This window comes from Fictibacillus sp. S7, assembly GCF_004127935.1.
Taxonomy (GTDB): Bacteria; Bacillota; Bacilli; order Bacillales; family Fictibacillaceae; genus Fictibacillus_C; species Fictibacillus_C enclensis.
The window spans coordinates 2,448,277-2,470,972 of sequence record NZ_QJKL01000001.1 but is presented as its reverse complement, the minus strand read 5'-3'; the positions used below and the strand labels follow the sequence as shown (position 1 = coordinate 2,470,972).

17 protein-coding genes are annotated in these 22,696 nt (G+C 45.8%); 9 read left to right on the top strand and 8 right to left on the bottom strand.

The annotated features are described in order from the left end of the window. Positions 1-8 precede the first annotated feature (8 nt). Complete coding sequence (locus DMO16_RS24315) at positions 9-149, bottom strand: hypothetical protein (protein ID WP_164988913.1); 141 nt, start codon at positions 147-149, stop codon at positions 9-11. A gap of 235 nt (positions 150-384) precedes the next feature. After that, on the bottom strand, positions 385-855 hold the full coding sequence (locus tag DMO16_RS12725; protein ID WP_129477811.1) for an NUDIX hydrolase: 471 nt from the start codon (positions 853-855) through the stop codon (positions 385-387). A gap of 407 nt (positions 856-1,262) precedes the next feature. On the opposite strand from DMO16_RS12725, the gene DMO16_RS12720 reads away from it, so the two are divergent. The 4 genes from DMO16_RS12720 to DMO16_RS12705 all read left to right on the top strand — a co-directional run bounded on the left by DMO16_RS12720 (position 1,263) and on the right by DMO16_RS12705 (position 9,043). Continuing rightward, positions 1,263-2,672: an alanine/glycine:cation symporter family protein gene (locus tag DMO16_RS12720; protein ID WP_129480388.1), complete on the top strand. Its 1,410-nt coding sequence runs from the start codon at positions 1,263-1,265 to the stop codon at positions 2,670-2,672. A 147-nt stretch (positions 2,673-2,819) separates the two neighbouring features. Next, the gene (locus DMO16_RS12715; RefSeq protein ID WP_129477809.1) at positions 2,820-5,279 is read left to right on the top strand and encodes an alpha-amylase family glycosyl hydrolase; all 2,460 of its coding nucleotides are present in this window, start codon (positions 2,820-2,822) and stop codon (positions 5,277-5,279) included. A gap of 154 nt (positions 5,280-5,433) precedes the next feature. Further along, positions 5,434-6,702, top strand: a complete 1,269-nt coding sequence (locus DMO16_RS12710; RefSeq protein ID WP_129477806.1) for a sensor histidine kinase — start codon at positions 5,434-5,436, stop codon at positions 6,700-6,702. Positions 6,703-6,754: 52 nt separating this feature from the next. Next, on the top strand, positions 6,755-9,043 hold the full coding sequence (locus DMO16_RS12705; protein ID WP_129477804.1) for an ATP-dependent DNA helicase: 2,289 nt from the start codon (positions 6,755-6,757) through the stop codon (positions 9,041-9,043). A gap of 55 nt (positions 9,044-9,098) precedes the next feature. Here the strand turns inward: DMO16_RS12705 and DMO16_RS12700 are convergent, their stop codons facing one another. Then, on the bottom strand, positions 9,099-10,775 hold the full coding sequence (locus DMO16_RS12700; RefSeq protein WP_129477802.1) for a M14 family metallopeptidase: 1,677 nt from the start codon (positions 10,773-10,775) through the stop codon (positions 9,099-9,101). 277 nt (positions 10,776-11,052) lie between these two features. On the opposite strand from DMO16_RS12700, the gene pheA reads away from it, so the two are divergent. The 4 genes from pheA to DMO16_RS12680 all read left to right on the top strand — a co-directional run bounded on the left by pheA (position 11,053) and on the right by DMO16_RS12680 (position 16,316). Continuing rightward, positions 11,053-11,877, top strand: a complete 825-nt coding sequence (gene pheA / locus DMO16_RS12695) for a prephenate dehydratase (RefSeq protein ID WP_129477800.1) — start codon at positions 11,053-11,055, stop codon at positions 11,875-11,877. A 9-nt stretch (positions 11,878-11,886) separates the two neighbouring features. Beyond that, entirely contained in the window at positions 11,887-12,840 is a 954-nt protein-coding gene (locus tag DMO16_RS12690) for a DUF1835 domain-containing protein (RefSeq protein ID WP_129477798.1), read from the top strand. A gap of 315 nt (positions 12,841-13,155) precedes the next feature. Continuing rightward, positions 13,156-14,328: an endonuclease gene (locus DMO16_RS12685; protein ID WP_129477796.1), complete on the top strand. Its 1,173-nt coding sequence runs from the start codon at positions 13,156-13,158 to the stop codon at positions 14,326-14,328. 239 nt (positions 14,329-14,567) lie between these two features. Then, the gene (locus DMO16_RS12680) at positions 14,568-16,316 is read left to right on the top strand and encodes a Xaa-Pro dipeptidyl-peptidase (protein WP_425590071.1); all 1,749 of its coding nucleotides are present in this window, start codon (positions 14,568-14,570) and stop codon (positions 16,314-16,316) included. A gap of 286 nt (positions 16,317-16,602) precedes the next feature. Here DMO16_RS12680 and DMO16_RS12675 read toward each other — a convergent pair whose 3' ends face one another. After that, positions 16,603-18,159: an ABC-F family ATP-binding cassette domain-containing protein gene (locus DMO16_RS12675; RefSeq protein WP_129477792.1), complete on the bottom strand. Its 1,557-nt coding sequence runs from the start codon at positions 18,157-18,159 to the stop codon at positions 16,603-16,605. Positions 18,160-18,228: 69 nt separating this feature from the next. Here DMO16_RS12675 and DMO16_RS12670 point away from each other — a divergent pair, with 69 nt between their 5' ends. Further along, complete coding sequence (locus DMO16_RS12670; protein ID WP_129477790.1) at positions 18,229-18,486, top strand: hypothetical protein; 258 nt, start codon at positions 18,229-18,231, stop codon at positions 18,484-18,486. 801 nt (positions 18,487-19,287) lie between these two features. On the opposite strand, the gene DMO16_RS12665 is transcribed toward DMO16_RS12670, so the two are convergent. The 4 genes from DMO16_RS12665 to DMO16_RS12650 form a co-directional block, all read right to left on the bottom strand. After that, positions 19,288-19,896, bottom strand: coding sequence for a class I SAM-dependent methyltransferase (locus tag DMO16_RS12665; protein ID WP_164988912.1), 609 nt, complete (start codon positions 19,894-19,896; stop codon positions 19,288-19,290). Between the two features lie 82 nt (positions 19,897-19,978). Further along, a complete protein-coding gene (locus DMO16_RS12660) occupies positions 19,979-20,629 on the bottom strand; it encodes an SdpI family protein (protein ID WP_129477786.1) in 651 nt (216 codons plus the stop codon). Continuing rightward, the gene (locus DMO16_RS12655; protein WP_129477784.1) at positions 20,626-20,913 is read right to left on the bottom strand and encodes an autorepressor SdpR family transcription factor; all 288 of its coding nucleotides are present in this window, start codon (positions 20,911-20,913) and stop codon (positions 20,626-20,628) included. Before DMO16_RS12655 ends, DMO16_RS12660 begins: the two co-directional genes overlap by 4 nt. A gap of 131 nt (positions 20,914-21,044) precedes the next feature. After that, positions 21,045-22,649, bottom strand: coding sequence for an FMN-binding glutamate synthase family protein (locus DMO16_RS12650; protein ID WP_129477782.1), 1,605 nt, complete (start codon positions 22,647-22,649; stop codon positions 21,045-21,047). Between the last annotated feature and the right edge of the window lie 47 nt (positions 22,650-22,696).

The window sequence follows — 22,696 nt, the reverse complement described above, 5'->3', positions numbered from 1 at the left end:
GTTGTAAATTAAAAGAATGTCTTAACTTCTGTTTCTGTATGATCACAGTTGGTACATGTATATTCCAGTTCAAGCGCATCTTCCCGCACCACATGCGTGGTTTCCTGATTACAGTTGCTGCAATGCCTCTTTACCTTGCCTTCTTCCATTTGTGAGCACTTCCTTCCATGGACATCTTAAAATTAGTATTCCTCCAACCTCCTGTTATAAAACAAACTTTCTGGTTGATTTCTGTTCCTAAAGACCTGGACTAGTAAAGGAGCAGATAAACCGAAAGTGAAAGGGACCGGCATGCGCTCTTTGTGGTAGAACAAGTGACAGACAAAAGTCAGGAAAGCACGTCCAGCATTTATTTATAAGGCAGCAAGGATCTTTACACCTCCATTACAGAAGGCGCGGATCCTTGCTGTTTTTTTCCACAAAGTATTCAATGACCGGAATATCAGTCGGATTAATATTTTCAGGAAGCTCATTAAGTCCAAAGAACGCGATTTCCTCCACTTCAGTTTCATCAAGACGGGGCAATCCTTCATATTTTGTACAAGTATAGGCGGCAATCACATTATAGACCTCATCTCCATGAGGATACCTGTAATAAAAGCGTTCACCGGAGAATAAGTGCATGATCTCAAGCTCAACAGCCTTGTATCCCGTTTCTTCATGCAGCTCTCTTGCTGCTGCTTCCTCAAGCTGTTCCCCTGGCTCCAGCGCACCTCCGGGAAGGCCCCAACATCCATTGTCCTTTCGTTTTTGCATCATCAGTTCCCCTTTTATATCAACTAAAAGAACACAAGCCCCGGTCATGATGAGCGGCCGGTTTCCGACCAGTTTGCGCAACTCCATAATATAACCCATTCTCTCAGTCCTTTTTTCGTATTCTTACCTGTGATTCGGCCGAATTTTATAAAATCCTTTTTAAAACTTTTAGGGGAACACCGCGTTTGCGGAAGCTAGTGCTGTTCCGCCTTTGGGCATGGGGCTTGCTGAAACGCTCAATAAACGAAAATATAAAAAAGCTGAACAGGAAGCAGGAAAAACGCCTCTCGACACTATTTCAAGGTGTACTGTTTTTTGATTTCCAATTACTACCTTCCTAGTAGAAATGTCTCATTTATTGCATAGAATTTTGTTCTGACATTGTCATAGTACAGACCTTAACATATAATTCAAAATAGGTTTAAAATTCAGACTATATATAAGGGGGATGAAGTTTGGAGAGATTTATCGATTTTTTGAACAACAACATTTTGTGGAGCCAGCCGATGATTTACATCTGTTTGGGTGTCGGCCTGCTGTTTTCCATCATTACACGTTTTTTGCAGGTGCGGCATTTTAAAGACATGATCAAGCTGATGTTTCAGGGGAAAAGCTCTGATGCTGGTGTTTCTTCTTTTCAGGCACTTTCCATTGCGCTTTCTGGCCGTGTAGGAACGGGAAATATTGCAGGTACCGCGACAGCCATCGGGTTTGGTGGACCGGGGGCAGTGTTCTGGATGTGGGCGATTGCTTTTATCGGAGCATCCACTGCCTTTATCGAATCCACCCTTGCCCAAATTTATAAAGAAAAGCATGAGGGGCAATACCGCGGTGGGCCTGCTTTTTATATTGAAAAGGGGACAGGCTGGAGATGGTATGGTGTCTTATTTGCCCTGGCGGCCGTTCTTGCCATGGCGATTCTCATGCCAGGAGTGCAGTCGAACTCTATTGCACTGGGAATTGAAAATGCGTTTGGAATGAATAAATCGATTACTGGTCTTATTATTATTGCTCTTTTAGGAATTATAATTTTTGGCGGAGTCAAACGGATTGCGAATGTCGCTCAATACGTAGTGCCGTTTATGGCCATTGGCTATGTCGCTGTTTCATTGATTATCGTTGCGATTAATATTACAGAGCTGCCAGCTGTGTTTGCGTTGATTTTCAAAAGTGCATTCGCCGCTGATTCCGTGTTCGGCGGGATCGTCGGTATGGCGGTTCAATGGGGAGTAAAACGCGGAATTTATTCCAATGAAGCGGGTCAGGGAACTGGTGCCCATCCGGCGGCTGCCGCTGAGGTTTCCCACCCTGCCAAACAAGGTTTGGTTCAGGCATTCTCTGTATATATTGATACTCTTCTTGTATGTTCCGCGACAGCATTCATGATTCTGTTTACAGGCATGTACAACACACAGGCACCGGACAAAACCTTCCTTTATGATAATTTAAAAGGGGTGGAACCTGGACCAGGATTCACACAGGCTGCGGTTGAGCAGGTTATTCCTGGGTTTGGAGCCGGCTTTGTTGCTGTGTCGTTGTTCTTCTTTGCCTTTACAACAATTATGGCGTATTACTATATTGCCGAAACTAACATTGCTTATCTGATTCGTGGCCGGGAAAACAAGTGGGCCATTCCGCTGCTAAAAGTGGTTATTCTCGCGGCAACCTTCTACGGCACCATTAAGGAAGCAGCACTCGCGTGGAAGCTTGGAGATACCGGTCTCGGGATTATGGTATGGCTGAACCTTATTGCCATATTAATTCTTGCCAAACCGGCTCTAAAAGCGTTAAAAGATTACGAACAACAGAAAAAGCAAGGTCTTGATCCTGTCTTTAATTCCATTAAAGTCGGCATAAAAAATGCAGACTACTGGGAAAAGGACTACAAGGAACCGGACAAGGAGCAAGTATCCTAATGAAAAACAGGCGAAAGCCTGTTTTTTATTTTGTTATTTTGAATTCAATAGTAAAAAAGATTCATTGCATATTTCTGTCAAGACAGCTAAACTTTTACTAAAGGTTTATGAAAACGTTTGCACAAAGTGATAAAAGGAGGAATTTGGTTGAAAAAGAGTTTTGGCATTCGGATGTCATTGGTGCTTCTTTTGGGGATTATACTGGTACAGCTTCCACAAACAGCCGCCGCGGCAAGCTATCAAAAAGTCGTGGTAAGAGGAAGCCTGGCGCCGCTTGATTGGGGAACTGACAATAATCCGCTGACCCTTCAACAGGATGGAACATGGAAGAGCAATCCCATCCCGTTAACTGGCGGGAACAAGCTGGAGTTTAAGTATGTAAGAGACGATCAATGGATGGACGGCAGCAACCTGGAATTCGTACCGCCCCAAACAGGAAGCTATGTGTTTGTCTTTCATCCGGATGATGAAAGAAAAGTAGATATTCAGCTCGTAGAAGGTAAGGGGAAGGTCACGCTTAATGTCACCGTTCCAGCTTCTACCCCAGACTGGGCGAATGTGACGATCGGGACAAGCCTCAACAAGTACAACTACTCGCTCACCAGTCTGAAAAAGACCGGAGACAAGACCTACAGCATCCAGCTGACCGGGGAACCCGGACAATCGTTCAGCTATCTGTATGCACTCGGGGATGCCAAATATAAAGAAGTGAAAAGTGAGCCAAGAAAGGCAGCCTTTTCTGAGGCTGGCCAAACGGTCAGTGATACAGTGAAAGACTGGAGCGCCGTACCCGTTGCTAAAAGCGTAACCCACGATTTCAACTTTCAACCTTCTATCCCGGACCATAAGGATAAGGTGACTGTTAAAACCACTGTAGAGCATTACGGCCCCATCAACAAAGGCGGGATTTACTACACAACTGAAGGTTCAACGCCTGTGGGCAAGCGAGGATTGGCAACGAACGGGCGGTTTTCGCCAATGTATGTAACCTCAAAAGTGAGCCTTGGCAATGGACTGTACAAGTCAGTGCTGACTGGATTCATTCCAAAGCAAAAAAATGATACACGCGTAAAATACAAGGTTGATGTGTGGGATACAGAAGGCACAGGCTCCCAGTTTGCAGACACCAACAGCATTCTGTCTGCTGATGCAACAGAATTTGCCTATTATGTGGATGACTTCAAATCTCCTCAATGGGCAAAAGATGCATCCATCTATCATGTGTTTGTCGACCGTTTCAAGGACGGCAATCCATTGAACAACGAGCCAGTCGATCCTAACCTATCGTACGATGAAAAGCTAAAAAACTGGATGGGCGGAGACCTCCAGGGGGTAAAAGAGAAAATCAGCTATATTAAGAGTCTCGGTGTAAATGCGATCTGGATTTCACCTGTATTCAAGGGCCCGTATTTTCACGGATATCATCCGGCAGACTTTTTGAAAATCGATCCACGCTTCGGAGACAACAAGGTGATGAAGGAAGTTATTAAAGAGGCGCATAAAAACGGGATGAAGGTGGTTTATGACCTCGTTCCCAACCATACATCCAATCAACACCCATTTTTCCAGGATGCGGTAAAAAATGGAACCAAAAGCCCGTATTATAACTGGTATACGTTTACCAATTGGCCGAATGAGTATAAAACGTTTTACGGTGTCACTGAACTGCCTGAACTGAATAACGATAATCCGGCAACACGCAGCTATATGATGAACAAGGTTGTGCCGTTCTGGCTGAAGGACCTTGGCTTTGACGGGTTCCGCCTTGACTACGCCAAAGGGCCGAGCTACAGCTTCTGGGTGGACTTCAGGCATACAGTGAAAAAGCTGAAGCCGAATGCCTTTATTTACGGAGAAGTTTGGGACAGCAGGGAAAAAATCAACACGTATGCCGGCAAGCTGGACGGTGCGCTTGACTTCCCGATGCAGACTGCACTGCTTGATGTATTTGCCAAAGGACAGTCGATGCAAGAGCTCAGTGATGCGATCCGTTTGAACCAGTCAACCTATGACCCTCAGTATGTGATGGGAACATTCCTGGATAACCATGACATGCCGCGCTTTTTATTCGAGTCCAAGGGAGATGTAAACAAGCTGAAGCAAGCAGCAGCGGCACAGTTTACACTTCCGGGAGCACCTATCATTTATTACGGAACAGAAGTTGGTCTGTCTCAAAGTAAAGACCAGACAACGGTCGACGAATATCAGGACCGTTATTACCGTGAACCGATGCCTTGGAATAAAGCGAAGCAAAACCTGGAGTTGAAGAAGTATTACAAACAATTGATCAAGCTGCGAAACGATGAGCCTGCACTGCGAACCGGCAAGATCAAAGAATGGTATTCCGATGACCAAGTGCTGGTTTATGAAAGAAGCAACAAACATGACCATTTCCTCGTTGTTCTGAACAATGGAAGTGCCGAAAAAATCACGCTGCAAAAGTCTTTGGCTAAAGGCCATGAGCTTGTATTAAAGAATGTTTGGGATAAAAAAGATGTGATACATCCAGGAAAGAAAGATGATCTAAAGATTGCTTCCAAAGCAGGCGGCGTTCAGATCTACGAAATGGTGAAAGGCAAGAAATACAGTAAGAAAAAAGCTTCCTGACCAAAAATGAAGGCCGATTCTCCAAGATAGGGGAGCGGCCTTTTTACTTTTGGGGATACTTGCCACAAAAGGTCGATTTTTTCGGCAGGTGGCAGGGGAACGTCATTTCTTGTCGTAATAAATAAGATAACTAAAATCGTCAGGAGACAGGCTGATGCTGACAGAAAAACTCCTTTTACATGTGTTGATGGTTCTTGCCCCGGTTTTGGGGTACGGCTTCTTTTTTGAAAAAAAGCATTTTTTTTCGTCTCCTTACCTCTGGGGAGCACTGCAAAGCATTTGCGCTGCTTTTTGCATGATCTTTGCCCATGAGGAAGGCGGTCTGTATTGGGATTTGCGTTATGTAGCGCTAATCCTTGCCTTTTTGTACGGAGGTAAAGTTTCAGGAGGGATGGTTTTGGCAACCATTCTTGTTTGTCGTACAGCTCTTGGCGGAGAGGCCTTGTTATTTGCTTTGGCAGGAATTGTATTGGCTGCCCTGACTCCTTTTTTACTTAGTAGTACCTTCAGGAACTACCATCCTTATAAACGAGTGAAGATCGCCATGCTGGTGGGGGTATGGCCCACTGTTGTGCAAATTTTTATCCTTTTGTCCTATACGGCCTATTCGGGTGAAATCAACAGCACGCTGGTGGATTCAGTCTATCGTGTGCTGCCCTTTGGCATCATTGGCGTTCTTGGGGTGGGAACCGCTGCCCGGCTGAATGAATTGATTATTGAACGTACTCTCATGAAGCAAGAGATTGAGAAGGCCGAAAAGCTGAACACCATGGGCGAGCTCGCAGCCTCGATCGCTCATGAAGTCAGAAACCCGCTTACTGTTGTGAAAGGATTTCTTCAGCTTATGCAAAAAGACGACAAGGACCATCATTTTTCTTATATTCCCCTTGTGCTGAGCGAGCTGGGAAGGGCTGAGGTGATTATTAATGACTATTTGAATTTCGCCAAACCCGAATTTAAGAAGCTTGAACATTTCTCTTTATCTCAAATTCTTTCAGAGGTATGCATGCTTTTGAATGCCCTGGCGGTAAAGCAGGGAGTGGAGCTGAAATGGGGAGGGACGGAAGAAGCCTTCCTTTTTACTGACCGGAACCAGCTGAAACAGGCACTCGTTAACGTGATAAAAAATGCGATTGAGGCCACTCCGGGCGGAGGAACCGTTACCGTGGCACTCTCCTTATCCGGCGACCGGGCGGTTGTTTCCATTACGGATACCGGTAATGGCATGACACCAGAGCAGCTGTCCCGGATCGGCACTCTTTTTTATACCACAAAAGAGAAAGGGACAGGGCTCGGAACCACGGTTTCAGTGAAGATCATTGAGTCCATGCAGGGAAAAATCTCGTTCAAAAGCGAAACGGGAAAGGGAACCGAAGTTACCCTCAGACTTCCGCTCCACAATAAGGTGAATATCAATTATTAATCGATATATTCTGTTAAACTGTTCATAAGAGAACTTATGGAATGGTGATAACATGCCGGACATTGTAAAAGTTTCCGTTCGGGGACTGGTCGAATATGTGTACAGAGGCGGCAGTATCGACTCCCGCTTCCGTTCGGTGAGCACGATGACCGAGGGCACGAAAGCCCATCAAAAAATACAAAAAACCTATGCCGAAAATGATCAAAAAGAAGTGTTTGTCCAGACTGAGGTGGTACGGGATCAGCTTGCATTCGTGATCGAAGGCCGCTGTGACGGGTTGCTCTTTTCAGAGGGCAATGTCACCGTAGATGAAATCAAGTCCACCTCCCACGATCTGCAATGGATTGAAGAAGATACCTATCCTGTCCATTGGGCACAGGCCAAGGTGTATGCCTGTATTTATGCATCTGACCATGACTTGGATTCGATTGATGTGCAGCTCACCTATATGCAGGTGGAAACAGAGGAACAGAAACGCTTTAAAAAGACGTTCACTCAAAGTGAGCTGTCGGGTTTTTTAACCGAAACGGTGGACAAGTATGTCCCTTATGCGCAGCTGATGGTTCATCACCGCCAGGAACGTGACCGGAGCATCAAGGAGCTTCCGTTCCCGTTTGACACCTACCGGGAAGGGCAGCGAAAACTGGCCGGAGCCGTCTACACCACGATTATGGAGGAGAAAAACCTGTTCGCCCAGGCGCCAACAGGCATTGGAAAAACAATGTCCACCATGTTTCCGGCTGTAAAAGCAATCGGAGAAAATCTTCTGCAGCGCTTTTTATATCTCACGGCCAAAACAATTACGAGAGAGGCAGCGGAAGAAGCGCTAATGCTCATGCAAAAAAAGGGGCTTCATTTGCATACGGTCACACTGACCGCCAAGGAAAAAATGTGCCTGAAGGACAAAACCATCTGTCAGAAAGAGTACTGTGATTTTGCAGAAGGCTATTATGACCGTGTGAACGGTGCTGTTTTGGACATCCTGGCCAATGAAACGGTCATTCACCGCAGTGTGATCCAGGAATATGCGTTAAAGCACAGGCTCTGTCCATTTGAATTTTCGCTGGATCTTGCCTATGGCGCGGACGCAGTGGTCTGCGATTACAATTATGTATTCGATCCCAGGGTTTCGCTCAAGCGGTTTTTTGAGGAACAGAAAAAACAAAGTGCCCTGCTTGTTGATGAAGCACACAATCTTGTTGACCGCGGCCGTTCCATGTTTTCGGCAGAGCTGTTCAAGTCTGCGTTTCTACAGGTATCCAAAGAATTTAAGGGGAAAAACAGCGAGCTGCAGAAATCGGCCAAGGGCGTTAATGATTTTGCACTGGCAGTGAAAAAACAATGTGGTGAGAAAAGAAGCATGGTGCAGGAAGAGCTGCCTGAAGCGCTTATTGAACTCCTTGAACTCTTTGTGGCGGCGGCCGAAAGTGAACTGCTTCGCGGGGAGGAGGGAGAAAGCCAGCAGCTTCTTCTTGATACGTATTTTACGGCGCAAAGCTTTATCCGCATTTCAAAGCTGTATGATGAACGGTATGTCACTTATGTGGAGTATGTGAGAAGTGAGGTAAAGATCAAGATGTTCTGTCTGGACCCGTCAGTGCTGCTTCAGCAGATGAGCAAGGGATATCGCTCAAGCATCTATTTCTCGGCCACCTTCACGCCCATTGACTATTACAAGGATATGATCGGTTTTCGGGAAGACGATTATGCGCTGGCGATCCCCTCTCCCTTTGACCCTGACCAGCTGGAAGTTTATATTCAGCCGTTATCAACCAGATACAGAGACAGAGAAAACACAAAAGAACCGATTGCAGAGATGATTTTCAGCGTAACCGGAAAAAATAAAGGAAACTTTCTTGTGTTTTTCCCTTCCTATCAATACATGAACGATGTCTATGAACAGTTTCAACATCTTGATGCTCCAGTGCAGTCCATCGTGCAGTCGCCCGGCATGACAGAGGATGAGCGGGAAGCCTTTTTACAAGCTTTTCAAGCAGGCACGAACGGTACAATGGTCGGATTCGCCGTGATGGGCGGCATCTTTTCAGAAGGTGTCGATCTAGTTGGTGATCGTTTAAATGGTGTCATTGTTATAGGAGTGGGTCTTCCACAGCTTGGGCTTGAGCGGAATATCATCAAGGACTACTTTTCGTCACGCGGAAAGAATGGTTACAATTATTCCTATGTCTTTCCCGGCATCAATAAAGTGCTGCAAGCCGGCGGCAGGCTGATCCGATCCGAAAGTGACCATGGCACCATCGTGCTCGTGGACGACCGTTTCTTGACCAGGCAGTATCAGACGCTTCTGCCAAACGAGTGGAAACACTTTACCGTCATCTAAACAAAGAAAAGCAGCAGCGCAGCGGGTCGTCCCGCTGTACTGCTGCTTTGTTTATTTATTTCACATTCAATTTTTTCCCGCTCATATAACGGTAGATCGGGATTTCATCTCCTTTTTCAACCGGCAAAAAGTTAAAGGTGACATAGCTGTCCACCGATTCTGGTTCAAGAGCCAGCGAGATGAAGTTTGCATTTGGCTGTGCCATGCTGAAGACATAGCTTCCGGCCGGGAACGGATGAACATGCTCTTTTACTTCGGTTGTTACTTTATTGGTGTAGTGGCCGTTTTCAAGCTCGGTAGAAATGACTTTATCAGTCACCTTGTAGCTTTCCACAGAAAGGGAAGCTGGTCTTTTCAGCTTTTCAACCTTCACGCCGAGAACGGCAAGCTTTTTGGCAATATCATGGTACGCTGGCGGCATGATATACGCTGTTGGACGTTCTCTTTCAAGTGTTGGATACGCATCAGTGGAGTCCTCCCAGATGATGGGGATGTCCGCTTTTTTCGCAGTGGCAAGGTCCACGACCTTCAGCTTCTGATCCCGTACCCGCTTGTTTTCGCTGGTGACCACCACGTTATCCCCATCATTTGCTTTCTTACCTTTAGAGATGACGTCCTGATGGGCCGTTTTGACCAGCTTCTTTACCCTGGCCGCATTGCCTGCCGCGACTTTGATGAAATATTGCTGCGCCATGGTCTGTGCATAGACGCGGCGGTCAAAATCAGCACGGCCGATATTGATGCCCCTTGTTTCAATTAAAAAGGTCATCGTATTTTTCAGGCCGAGCGCATTTCTTCCGATTCGTGTTTCCGTGCTTCCTTCCGTAGCAACGAGTTCACTGCCTTCGGTTGCAAGCGTATAGTAAGCATGATGAGAAAGATTTTTTGCATCAAGTCCTTTATTGACATTCTTCAGAAGAAGGTTGTCAGACGCTTTTCTTAAGCTTTGCGGAATATTAAGGTTCTTCGCAGATGAAATCAACAGGTCGTAGGAAGGAAGGGAACCGCTTTCCCCGAATTTTTTGAGTGGCCCTGAATTAACCGTGTACTCGTGCGTATCAAGCACAACATCCGGCTGAAATTCATTTATTGCCTTATGTATGGCTTGAACTTCCGGGTATTCAACCTTCATGTAGTCGCGGTTGGCATCCAGGTTGGTGGCGATGTACCGTTTGAAGTAGAAAGAACCATCGGGATTGACGCGCGGCATGATCGCAATATTTACTTTATCGAGAACATTGCCCATCTTGCCCTGTGCGAGCTTTTGGGCGGTAACAAGCACAGACTCACCAGCGGCTGGTTCGTTGCCGTGGATTTGTCCCTGAATCCAGATCAGCGGCTTCTTTTTATTGGTTTTGATCTTGTTGGGATTATCGTTGCTGAAGAGGAGCAGCGGCAGCTTTCGTCCTTCAAGGGAACGGCCGATGGTTGTCAGGGAAACATTTTTGTGGTTACGGTCCAACTTTTTAATGAACGACATCATTTCTTCCTGAGAAGTAAAGGGAAGCCTTCCTTTTTCAAAGGCGGGAGTTGAAAAGCTTTCGCTGGGTTTTGGAAACAGATACGAAATGTTGTCCGGCTGGACATAGCTTGGACCATTTCCGTAGTAAGGTGTGAAGGGATCCGACGCTTCGGCAGCGGCAGCCTTTTCGGTGTGTGATGCAGGAGCAGAGATGCCGGCTGCAAGAACAAGAGCCAGAACGAAAGAAGTGGGACGCAGGACTTTTTTCATGCAATACCTCCTGTTAAATTATTTGATTATCCAATCTATATCATAGTTTTCCTGGTTGATAAATGGTTTTGGTCCAATTATCAGCAAAACAGGATATATTTACCAAGTATAAAAAATAAAATGAGAGAAGCTGAGTGATAAGGCCTATGCCGACTGGCAGGTTCTATAGGCCCTGTTTAATACGAACCGCCGGACACCTATGGTTATTCTTTCCCTAACGTGGTATAATCCTCAGAAAAGTTTCCGTATATGAAACATTAAAAGAGGAGTTTTGGCAATGAAAGTGGCATATTTGGGGCCTCATGGCACATTTTCTGAAGAAGCAGCTCATCGTTATTTTAAAGACCGGCAGATAGACTGGCATATGTGTGATTCGGTGCCTGAAGTGCTTGAGGCAGTAGGAGACGGACTGGCAGATTGGGGCATTGCACCCATCGAAAATGCGATTGAAGGAACCATTAACATGACCGTGGACAGTTTGCTTGTAAATGATTTATATATCGCTGGCGAGGTCATTCTTCCGGTATCTCTTCATTTGCTTGGCACTCCAGGTACAAAGGAGGAGGATATTCGGGAGGTTTGGTCGATTCCTCCGGCTCTTGCGCAGTGCAGGGAATACATACGAAGTCTGAAGGTGAAAACGCGGCACTTTGACAGCACAGCTTCTGCAGCGGCGGCGATCCGCGAAGCCGGACGGAATGATGTGGCTGCAGTGGCCTCCGCGTATGCAGGGGATTTGTTTGGTTTAGTAAAGGTACGCCGGAATATTGAAGAAAGCTATGAAAATCAGACCCGTTTTGTGGTCGTGACCAAAGACAAAAAGGCACCGGCTGATGCAAGGAAAACGATGCTTCAGGTGATTCCGAGCGATGAATATACCGGGGTGCTGTCTTCCATTCTGAACGTTTTTTCAGCACTGAACATCAACTTGACCTGGATCGAATCAAGGCCCACCAAAAAGAAGCTGGGCGCTTATCAATTTTTCCTGGAGGCTGGTTTTGGAGTACAGAATCCATTGATCGAAAAAGCGGTTGCTGTTCTGCAGACCTATGGACACGAAGTTAATATTCTGGGCAGCTTCACTGCCACAAAGCTTGATTAGGGGGATGGCATGAAAGTTCATATTGTCAATGGCGACATGGTTGGAAATAAGTTAACTGATCTTGAAGGTGACATGATCATCTGGAGGGAAATGTATGACTTGGGTCCTGTTGATCCCGATATGAATGACAGATTGCTAAAGAAACGGGCTGTATTCTTTGAAAATATGCTTGGCCTGCCCAATGAGCTGTTTCTTAATACGTGCCGGCAGCAGGAACAGGAGCTCCGTTCCATTCCTATCGATGCGGACATCACGCTCTGGTTTGAGCATGACCGTTATGACCAAACCATGCTGCTCTATTTGCTGAAATCTTTGAAAGAACGCGGATTAACCAATCTATATATGGTGACGGCGGATGCGTATCCTGGCATCGACCCATTTTTCGGATTGGGGCAGCTGACCGCCTCCCAGCTAACAGCACTGCATACAGACCGCATCCCGATTACTGAAAAACAAATGCAAGAAGCAAAACTTGGCTGGAATGCCTATGCATCGGATGACCCGCGGGACTTGGTGTACTGGCTGCTGCAGGGGGAATGCAGTCTTCCTTACACGAAACGTGCGTTGCGGAGGCATCTCACCTATTTTCCATCGGAGAAAAATGGGTTGAATGAAGTGGAGGAGCACATATTTCAGCTGATTCATGAGGGGATAGGCTCCTTTACAGAGCTCTATCAAAACGTAACGGCACAACGATCAGACGACGGGCTCAGCGATTTGCATTTTGCAGCTATCCTCGATCATTTGAAGCCTCTGCTCAGACTCACGGAAGGTACGCTGCCGAGCTATGATGCTGAACCGGAGGAAGCCGTTTTGGAGCTGACCTATGAAGGCATTGAAGTTCTGATGGAACGAGAAGACCGCTTCGACTATGCCGTGAGCGAATGGTGGCTCGGCGGTGCAGCTGTGCAGCATGGCGAGTGGCGCTGGGATGGAGAAAAAATCATCGGTAAACGTACGTGAAAAAAGCCAGGATGCTAGTCCTGGTTTTTTTTGTGGTTTTTGGAACTTGCCCGGAAAACCAATAAACTTGCCCGCAAAACCCCATCAATGGCAAACATTCCTCTTCACGCCGTGCCATAAGGTGCGGTTTTGTCTCTTAAATCATTCCTTCTTTGGTAACTGTGTGAATGTTTTATAACTTTGTAAAATGGAATTAACAGAAGTCTTTTAAGATAAAACTATATTCATCATACATGATGCTGCTTTTTCAGCAAGGAACCAAAACTTCAGTCAGTATGTCCAATGGATAAAATTAAGATGCGGGAGGGTATCGATATGAAAGGTCAACCGGTTAAAAGTATAAAACTGGTCTTTCTTTTATCACTTGTTTTGACCATGGTCATTGGAAGTTTGGCTTTTGTTCCAACATTGAAAGCAGCAGGGGATGGCTCAGCATCATCGCCGTATACGGTGTCACAGGCGATAGCCAATCAAAGCAACACGCTAAAGACCGTGCAGGGATACGTGACAGGCCAGCCAACAGCTGCATCGACCGTTGTAACCAGCAATTATCCAAGTGATTATGCCATTGCCCTGGCAGATGCATCCGGAGAAGCAGCGACATCCAAAATGATTTATGTTCAAGTGCCATCCTCGTATCGAAGCCAGTTCGGTCTGCAGAGCAACCCAGGACTGAAAGGCACGAAAGTAAAGGTGACCGGTTATTTAACGGCTTACTTTACCCATCCCGGCGTGAAAAACGTTACCTTGATGGAAACAGGAGGCGGAGGAACACCGTCTGATCCGCCGCCAGCCGCCGATACGGGCTCTTATTACGACAGTGCACAAGGAAAAACAGGAGCGGCGTTAAAGAGCGCGCTTCATAACATTATCGATGATCACACAGAGATTTCATATGATGCGGTCTGGGATGCACTCCGCCATACGGATGAAGATCCGAACAACAAAAACAATGTGATCCTTTTATATACAGGACGATCGCAAAGCAAAACAACCAACGGAGGCGGTGTGGACGACTGGAACCGCGAGCATGTCTGGGCGAAATCGCACGGTGATTTTGGAACCGCAATGGGGCCGGGCACCGATCTTCATCACCTTCGCGCGACCGATGTATCGGTAAACAGCTCCAGAGGCAATCTTGATTTTGACAATGGCGGAACCGAGAATTCCGAAGCAAAGGGAAACTATTCGGACAGCGACTCGTGGGAACCGAGGGATGCGGTTAAAGGTGATGTGGCGCGAATGATTTTTTATATGGCGGTCCGCTATGAAGGCGATTCCGGTGAGCCGGATCTTGAAATGAATAACAATGTGAACAATGGATCAGCACCTTATATCGGTAAAATGTCAGTTCTTCTGCAATGGAACGACCAAGATCCGGTGGACAGTATGGAACGCCACCGCAATGATGTGATATACAATGATTATCAGCATAACCGAAATCCATTTATCGATCATCCGGAATACGCGGATGTCATCTGGCAATAAGGAGCGGGCTCACCATTGTGAGCCTTTTTTATTTGGGCCAAAGGTTGCATCTCGAAAAAATAGAATGGTAACAAATTCCTGTTTTATCCATTTTTATTTAACACCTGCTAACTAACGTCTCCTTTTCAGTTATGATGAAGATACAGCAGAGTCAGTCATTTTTTAAAAAAGGAGGAGATTTATTGGTGAGAAAGTCGCTTTCGGTTACCTTGTGTTCAGCTTTACTTCTGCCCTTCATGATGGGGGCCAATGTGCAAAAAACAGTACATAGCACAGAGGCGGACGTTCAGCATCCGGTGGTGAAAAACGGAATGACACAGCCGGTTTATTCATTGGATGACGCAATTACGGAGAAGGTTTTCATAGAAACAAAGATTGATAGCGACAGGGACGGAAAGCTGGACCGGGTGCATGCGGATATCATCCGGCCAAAAGAAACGGAAGAAGGGCTCAAAGTACCGGTGATCTATGAAATGAGCCCCTATCGCGCTGGCTTGAAGGATGTACCGGTCTATGATGTGAACACCGAATTGTATGCTGTTCCGAAAAAGGGCGGAAACGGCCACCGGGAGGGTAAACCGGCGCCAGAAGCCAGTGCTGCCAACCTGCCGGGCTATTACGATGATTACTTTGTTCCCAGAGGTTATGGAGTGGTGCTGGCAGAGAGCATCGGCACAGGCTTATCGGAAGGCTGCCCGACAACAGGCGATGAGCGGGAAATTGAAGGAACAAAAGCGGTGATCGACTGGCTGAACGGAAGAGCCAAGGCGTATACGGAAGATGGAAAAGAAGTAAAGGCTGAGTGGACAACTGGCAACGTCGGGATGACCGGTGTTTCGTATAACGGCACGCTTCCCAACGCAGTAGCCGGAACTGGGGTAGAGGGACTGAAAACGATTGTTCCGATTGCAGCTATCAGCTCCTGGTATGACTATTACAGAGGAAACGGTGCGGTCATCGCTCCTGGCGGCTATCCGGGGGAAGACACGGATAATATGGCTGAAGCGATTTTAACCCGTGCCAATCCTGAGGTTTGCCGTGATGTGATGAATGAACTGACTGAAGGCCAGGACCGTAAAACGGGGGACTACAATGATTATTGGTCTCACCGTGACTATGTGAAAAATGCGGACAAGGTAAAAGCGAGTGTTTTTGTTGTGCATGGGTTGAATGACTGGAATGTAAAGACCAAACAGTTCGCCCAGTGGTGGAAAGCACTTGGCGAAAATGATGTCCCGCGCAAGCTTTGGCTGCATCAGGGAGCACATGCCAACCCGTACAGTTTCAGACGGGACGTATGGCTGCCTACGCTAAATAAATGGTTTGATTACTGGCTGTATGATGTGAAGAATGACATTATGGAGGAACCTGAAGTCGATATTCAGCGGGAAGACAAGCAGTGGCAAACCGAAAACAGCTGGCCGGCAGAAAAAACAAAGCCGGTTTCGCTGCATCTTAGTTCTGGAGTCTTGTCCAAGCTGCCGATTGACCATGGGAAAAAGCTGAGCCAGAAAATTGTGGATGATGCGACACAAAAGTCAGAGGATCTTGTTCTGAACCCGAAAACAAATTCGTTAAACCGGTTGGCGTATCTGACACCTGAGCTGCGAAAAGATGTCAGAATCAGCGGTACTCCGAAAGTGAAATTGGCAGCGAGCATTGACCGCCCCGTAGCCAATCTGACGGCTTTGTTGGTTGATTACGGACCAGAGAAAACGGAAATTGTAACACGCGGATGGATGGATCCGCAAAATCTCAAATCTGATTTCCGTTCCAAAGCATTAAAGCCCGGCAAGCAATATACGTTTGCATGGGAAATGCAGCCGGATGATTATGTGATCCAAAAAGGGCACCGTCTGGGATTGGTGTTAGTGTCGAGCGATTATAACTACACCCTCAGGCCAGCGGCAGGGACAGTGATTACAGTGAACCCGCTAAAAAGTGAGCTGATCCTTCCGGTAACTGGCGGAAGCAAAGCTCTTCAATAAAGAAAAGGCAAGTAAAAAAAGGGCGTGTCCAATAAGTGTCTTTGAAGCTCTTGAAAGTGTTACTTTCCGTTTCGGGTCGCTCGCTTTCCGCAGGGCGTGCGCTGAGCCCCACCGGCGCAAGCGCCTATGTGTCTCACCTGTCACGCTTCCCCTGCAGGAGTCTCGCACCCTCCACTCCAAGTAACTTATCAATGAAGATGATGACCCAAGCCCATCCTGCCTAATGAAAAGGAGCTTCCAGAAGTCATTTTTACTGACTTTCAGGACAGCTCCTTTTTCTCTATGCTTAAAATACTTTGGTTGTCCAGTCTTCACAGTTCCAAACTTCGGTTACCACCTCACGGTAAAATTCCGGTTCGTGGGAAATGAGAAGGATGCTTCCTTTATAAGCCTTTAAGGCACGTTTGAGTTCATCCTTCGCATCCACATCCAGGTGGTTGGTCGGCTCATCGAGAACCAGAAGGTTGGTCTCATTGTTGATCAGTTTGCAGAGGCGCACCTTTGCTTTTTCGCCGCCGCTCAGCACCTGCACCTTGCTTTCAATGTGTTTGGTGGTCAGGCCGCACTTTGCCAGCGCTGAACGCACTTCATGCATATTGAAGGAAGGGAACTCATTCCAAACTTCATCGATACATGTATTATTGTTGGTGCTTTTGATTTCCTGTTCAAAATATCCAATATGAAGATATTCACCCTGTTCAACGGTTCCGGAAATCGGCTTGATTTCGCCGAGAATGCTTCTGAGCAAGGTGGTTTTACCGATTCCGTTTGCCCCAACGAGCGCGATTTTCTGTCCGCGCTCCATGCGGAGATCCAGCGGACGGGAAAGCGGTTCGTCATAGCCGATGACAAGGTCTTTCGTTTCAAAGATCAGCTTTCCTGACGTTCGCGCTTCCTTAAAGTTGAATTCCGGTTTCGGTTTTTCCTTGGCCAATTCGATAACGTCCATCTTATCCAGCTTCTTTTGGCGGGACATGGCCATGTTACGTGTGGAAACACGGGCTTTGTTTCGCGCAACAAAATCCTTCAGCTCGGAAATTTCCTGCTGCTGTCGCTTGTAAGCCGCTTCAAGCTGCTGCTTCTTCGCGGCATGGATGTTCTGGAAGTTGTCGTAATCTCCGACATAGCGGTTAAGCTCTTGATTTTCCATATGGTAGATTAAATTAATAACACTGTTTAAAAATGGAATATCATGCGAGATCAGGATAAATGCGTTGTCATATTCCTGAAGATATCGCTTCAGCCACTCGATATGCTGTTCATCAAGGTAGTTGGTCGGCTCATCCAGAAGGAGAATTTCAGGTTTTTCAAGCAATAGCTTGGCAAGAAGGACTTTCGTACGCTGCCCGCCGGACAGTTCATGTACATCACGATCGAGACCAATGTCATCAAGACCAAGACCGCGTGCAATTTCTTCTACCTTTGCATCAATGACGTAAAAGTCATTGTTGGTCAGTGTATCCTGAAGAACACCGACATCCTCAAGAAGTTTTTCAAGCTCTTCGGGAGTCGCTTCTCCCATTTTTTCATACATGCCGTTCATTTCCGCTTCAACATTAAACAGATATTGGAACGCGCTTTTGAGAACATCACGAATGCTCATGCCCTGCTCAAGGACAGTATGCTGGTCAAGGTATCCAACGCGGACCTTTCTGGCCCATTCCACCTTGCCTTCATCTGGCTGAAGTTTGCCGGTAATAATGTTCATGAAGGTTGATTTACCTTCACCGTTTGCTCCAATTAAACCTACATGCTCTCCTTTTAAAAGACGAAAGGAAACGTTATTAAAAATGGCACGGTCACCAAAACCGTGGCTCAAATCTTTTACTGCTAATACACTCATCTATATGCACCTTTTCTTGTTTGTTACGATTCACCATTTGATTATAGTACGTTTGGCGGGGGAAACTCAATGTTTCAGAAGGATTTTTCAAATAATGTTTGTTTGGCAGGGAGATGGGAAACTTTTACTGTACCAAGCCAAAGGAGGATTGCCGAAGCGGAAAGGCTGGCAAAAGAAGATTCACCGAGCAGGGTGCTTGTTTATGATTCGAAGCTGGAGATTGAGGAAGAAAAAATCATTTTAAGAGAAAAACCCCTTTCAACTCAACAGGAAAGGGGTTTTGGCATAAAAAAAGGAGCCTTGGGACCAAGACTCCTTCAATCTTAATGCTTCTTCAACGTACGTGGTTTCTTGCGTTTCATTCGTCCTACAAACTTACATTTCTTTCACATTTCCACCATTAGATCCATCTTTTAGTTCTTCGCAAGGTTCGGAACCTATTCATTCAGCTCCTTGACAAATCACTTCAATTTGGGTCTGAATAGTGTTTATTCGATTTTCGTAAAAAGTTGCACACGTCTTTCATCCGTACAATGCTTTTACTTGCTTTACTTCCTTTTAATCATTTGCTTAAATCGCTTTTACATACTTACAAGTACTACCAGGTCCAACTCTCGGTTCTTCGCAAGGCTCGGAACCTATTCGTTCCGCTCCATGACAAATCACTCCAATTTGGGTCTAAATAGTATTTTATTCGATGTTCATAAAAAGTTGCACAGGTCTTTCATCCGTACAATGCTTTTACTTGCTTTTGCTCATTTCCCTAAATCGCTCTTACACACTTACATGTACTACTAGGTCCATCTCTTGGATCATTGCATGTCTCGGAACTGTAAACGTTCTTACCCATTGCAAACCCTCCAGTATATGACTTAGTAATGCGTAATGCATCTTACCATAGAGCTGACTTTTTGAATCATAAATCGGTGTGGCTAATTCTTCTTGCTTCTTTACTTTATTTCTGTCAAGCATTCACTATTTCGGTCCATCTCTTGGCTCATTGGATGTTTCGGAACGATTGTTCTTACTCATCACAATTCCCTCCATATGGTTGATATAGTGTTGCATAGTTTGTTTTCCCGCTCATCCAGAATTAAAACATGATTTACAATAAATTTTAAAACTTTTTTAGACTGGATTGACTGCCGTAACAATCACCGCATCCACGGGCTTTAAGTCCAAAATGGTCTCAGCGATTTGTTCAAAGTTGGCTTCTTTTAAATACAATGCAATGATCTTGCTGATTTCTTCTGTTGTTTCATCATCTGCACCTTTTTCATGAGGCTGAAGGGTTATGGCGATGCGTGCTCCGGGCTTCATTAACTGCTGGATCGTTGTAAGGTCGGCAATGGGATCTTTCCAAATAAGGATCGAGTTGACGGAATAGACACCGTCAAACTGCATGGATTTCTCAGCCGAGGCAATGGGACCGTGAAACAGTTGCACACGTCCTTCATTGATATACTCCTCATTTCGTGCGGCGGCCTGTTTTTTCATTTCCTCTGAGACGTCAAAACCAACAACATGGCAGGAAGGGTAGGTGCTGCACACATATTCAATGCCAACGCCGGGGCCGAAACCCACTTCAAGCAGATCGTCATCGTTTTTGGGCTTTAGCATGGAAATCGTTTTTTCGTTTAATTCTTTGTTTTCATTGGACATGATTCTACCGGCAAGCTTGCCAAGCAATCCCTCCGGTTTTTCAAACTGCTCTGATATCTTTTTTCGAATGCTCATACGGCACGCTCCCATTTTTAAGAATTCAATATTCAATGTACCCAAAAGGGAGCGATTCAAAAAGTTTGGAATGTGAGCAATGTTACAGGTTATTGGTGTAGTTCTGATTTTTTTTGAAAAAGTAGTAAGATGAAGCAATAGACAAAAGAGACGAAACGACGATTACAGGAAAGATCAAATAGCTTCTCCATTCGGAAGGGGCAAGCAACGAAAGGATAATAATGATACCCGTTGCGAAAAAGAGCTTGGCACTGAACCGGTGGGTCTTCTTCCAAACTTCTTCATCCGAAAGGGTCCAGGGGGTTTTTATGCCAAAGAACCAGTTTTGCTTGACCTGCTGCATATAGTTTCCAAGAATAATAAACAGACAGCCGAGTATGATGGGCATGATGAGTTTCATGGAAGGGGAGTACCCGAGTCCTGAACCAATAATCATGAGATTAATGACAAAAAACAGGGCCATCAGGCAATAATTAATGGCGGAATAGCTTCGGGAAAATTTTTTGTAGTTCTCTCTCTTTGGATCAATTTTCGGTAAAGAGTAAAGACTCAGATAAACAAAAATCAAGAGCCCGAGGCTCATGGCCATGGCTGAAAACTTGGCGGCATATCCATCGACCTCGCCGTTCGGACCCCAATGGATGGGCAATTGGGAAGGAAGCTGCGAATAGAATACGAGCCAAATAGCTGCTGCAGCAAGAATGATTAAAATGGGAAAGACATGTTTTTTCATTTTTCATTCTCTCCTTTATGAATAGGATTGCTCTGCATGACACCAAAAAACCAATTCATTACGTCTTGGAACACGGTGGTGTTGATGGAATAGATAACATACTGTCCTCGCTTTTCATCCTGGATAAGCTCTGTTTTTTTGAGCGTGTTCAAATGATGGGAGATCGTCGGTTTTGTCATTTGAAAATGATCGGAGATTTCACCTGCTGTCATATCCCTGTTTTTGAGAAGATCCAGGATCTGGCGCCGGGTGGGATCGGCTAACGCCTTAAACACCTCGTTCACAGCAACTCTCCTTTCTGGAAGAAAAAGTATTTAGATGTTTATCTAAATACTATACAAATAATAAGGAATTGTAAATAGGCGGAGATACAATTGCAAAAAAAAAAGACAGCGATGAGCTGCCTTTTTTACTATTAATGTTCTTGATGCTGCGTTCTTTTTGCAGCGTGTAAAATCTCATCCAGCGGGAACACACGGCCGAGCTTATCTTTATGAACGATATGCTTTCGTTCAAACTTGGTCGGGGAGTCAATTCCTGCAGCTGCAGCAAGGTTAAATAAACCTTCCCTCAGCGAAACCAGATAGTTGCAGACCCTGTATTGCTTTTCATCGACGATGAGTCCGTCCTGCAGCTTTTTGTTGGTGGTTGCCACCCCGACAGGGCAGTTATTCGTATGGCAAACCTGGGCCATGATGCAGCCCACGCTGATCATGAAACCACGGGCAATGTTGACCAGGTCTGCGCCCATAGCCAGCGCAATGGCGATTTTGTCAGGGGTAATCAACCTGCCGGAAGCAATGAGCTTGACCCTGTCCCGTATGCCGTATTCTTTGAGCATTTCATCCACAATGGGAAGGGCGGACTGGATCGGCAGTCCGACAGTATCGGCCAGTTCTTGGAAAGTGGCTCCGGTTCCGCCTTCACCGCCATCAACCGTAATAAAATCAGGGCCTTCTCCGCTTTCTTTCATATAGGCCACTAATTCTTCCAATGCATCCAGGTCGCCTACCACAATTTTAATGCCAATGGGTTTCCCGGACACATTTCTTAATTCTTCGACAAAGTGAATAAGGGATGCCGGAGAGTCGAACTCTTTAAAGCGGTTGGGGCTGTTAATCGTTTTTCCTGGTTCCACCAGACGTATTTTTGCGATTTCCTCGGTCACTTTTTCACCCTCTACATGGCCGCCGCGTGTTTTTGCCCCCTGTGCAAGCTTGAGCTCAAACGCTTTTATCTGTTCCATTTCACTTTTTTTCTTAAACGCTTCCCATGAAAATTCTCCATTTAGATTTCTTACTCCAAAGAGACCCGGACCGATTTGAAAGATAATGTCCGTTTTGCCTGCAAGGTGATATTGGGACAGTCCGCCTTCACCTGTATTCATCCACGTTCCTCCGGCCATGGCCAGTCCTTTGGATAAAGCGGTAATTGCGTTTTCACCGAGAGCGCCATAGCTCATGCCGGATTGGCCGATCAGTCCTTTCAGCTTAAACGGGTGCCTGCAAGTATGTTCTCCAAGAATCACGGCATTGTCATCCGTAAGAAATACCGGGTTAATAAGGCGTTCCTCGCTGCGCTCTTTTCGGGAGAATAAGTTATCACCTTCCTCGACATAAATTCTGGTTCTGATCTTGGGCTCATTATCCACTTTTAGTTCGGTTTTCAATTTAGGAAATAGGGTATTGCGGATGTAAAAGCCCTCATCACCAAAATCCCTCAGTGAGCCAAACCCGACCAGCCTGTCTTTATATTTTCCCGACTTCACTACATCCTGAAATTCCTTGCGTGAAAAAGGCTTTCCTTCATTGTCGTTGTTATACAGATACTGCCTGAGCTCCGGCCCTATCTTTTCTGTGAAGTATCTGACTTTCCCGAGAACCGGGAAGTTCCTAAGGATGGAATGCTGCTTTTGGCGGTCGTCTTTTATGTATAAATAAATGAAGAAGACAAGAGGAACCAGAAGCATGATACCAATAATGATAAGTAAGGCAATAACCAGATCGAATAGAACGTTCATCACAAACCTCCTTAATTTTGTGAACAGAATCCCTATCCTTCCTTTTC